An 888-nucleotide genomic window follows, 5' to 3' on the forward strand; every position below is an offset into this window, starting at 1 on the left:
CAGTAGATTCGGTCAACGCAACAGTACTGTAGGAGTTAATAGTCAGATGATCGGTATCAACGTAGCCATCTTCACCAATGTTCAGCGAAGAACCGTTAGTTAAATCGATAGTATCTGAAGTTAATTTAGATTCCGAAACATTAACCTGAGAACCATTATTAACTGTCAAGGTATCAACGATGGAACGACCTGTAGTATCCCATTCAGAACCGTTATTCAACGCTACGTTAAATACACCGCTCTGGAAGACCTTGTCATCAACAACACGCTTCCAGTCATTGTTTTCATATGTTGCATCAGGAGTAAGGCTGTTTGTAGCAACATCATACATTGCTGACGTTTCAGCAACGTTATAAATTGCCTGACCAACCCACTTGCTTCCGTTATCGAGAGTGAGATTTAGTTCATCAACGTTGAGGCTATCATCAGTCCAACCCCCGTTGGTATCTTTCACCCCGTCACCGTTGGAATCATGACCATTCGGATCAAAATTACTATTCCAGGTGCTGGTAAAGGCAACATCACCCGGGCCAGCATAATCACTCGGTTCATCAGAATTGCCAAAGTGACCAGTTTTGCCATAAGTATTGCTATCCAGGATATAATTTGAACCCGAAGTCACTGTGGAATCTTTTACAGAGATATTGTTATCCCAAGTATGAGATTCGGTAGTGTAGGTTTCGTTGTAAGTATTACCTTGAGATAATGCAATACCTGCAACGCGGGAGTTATTGGAAATATTGATGTTACTTTCTACATCAAGATTAACAGCAACGCCTTCACTTGTATCAAATGTCTCATTTGTGTGCTTGGTTACATCACCATCTTTATAAGAATCAGTGAAGTAAAGAGCTTCATAATCATCATCAATAGTAGTGTTAGCAATGT

General features: G+C 40.4%; 1 pseudogene. It reads right to left on the minus strand.

Annotation, left to right across the window (positions count from 1 at the left end):
* Nucleotides 1-888, minus strand: a pseudogene (locus tag RTW80_RS26225) (outer membrane autotransporter barrel domain-containing protein); the annotation flags it as partial.

It is taken from the genome of Escherichia sp. AM3 (assembly GCF_032029835.1).
Lineage (GTDB): Bacteria > Pseudomonadota > Gammaproteobacteria > Enterobacterales > Enterobacteriaceae > Escherichia > Escherichia coli.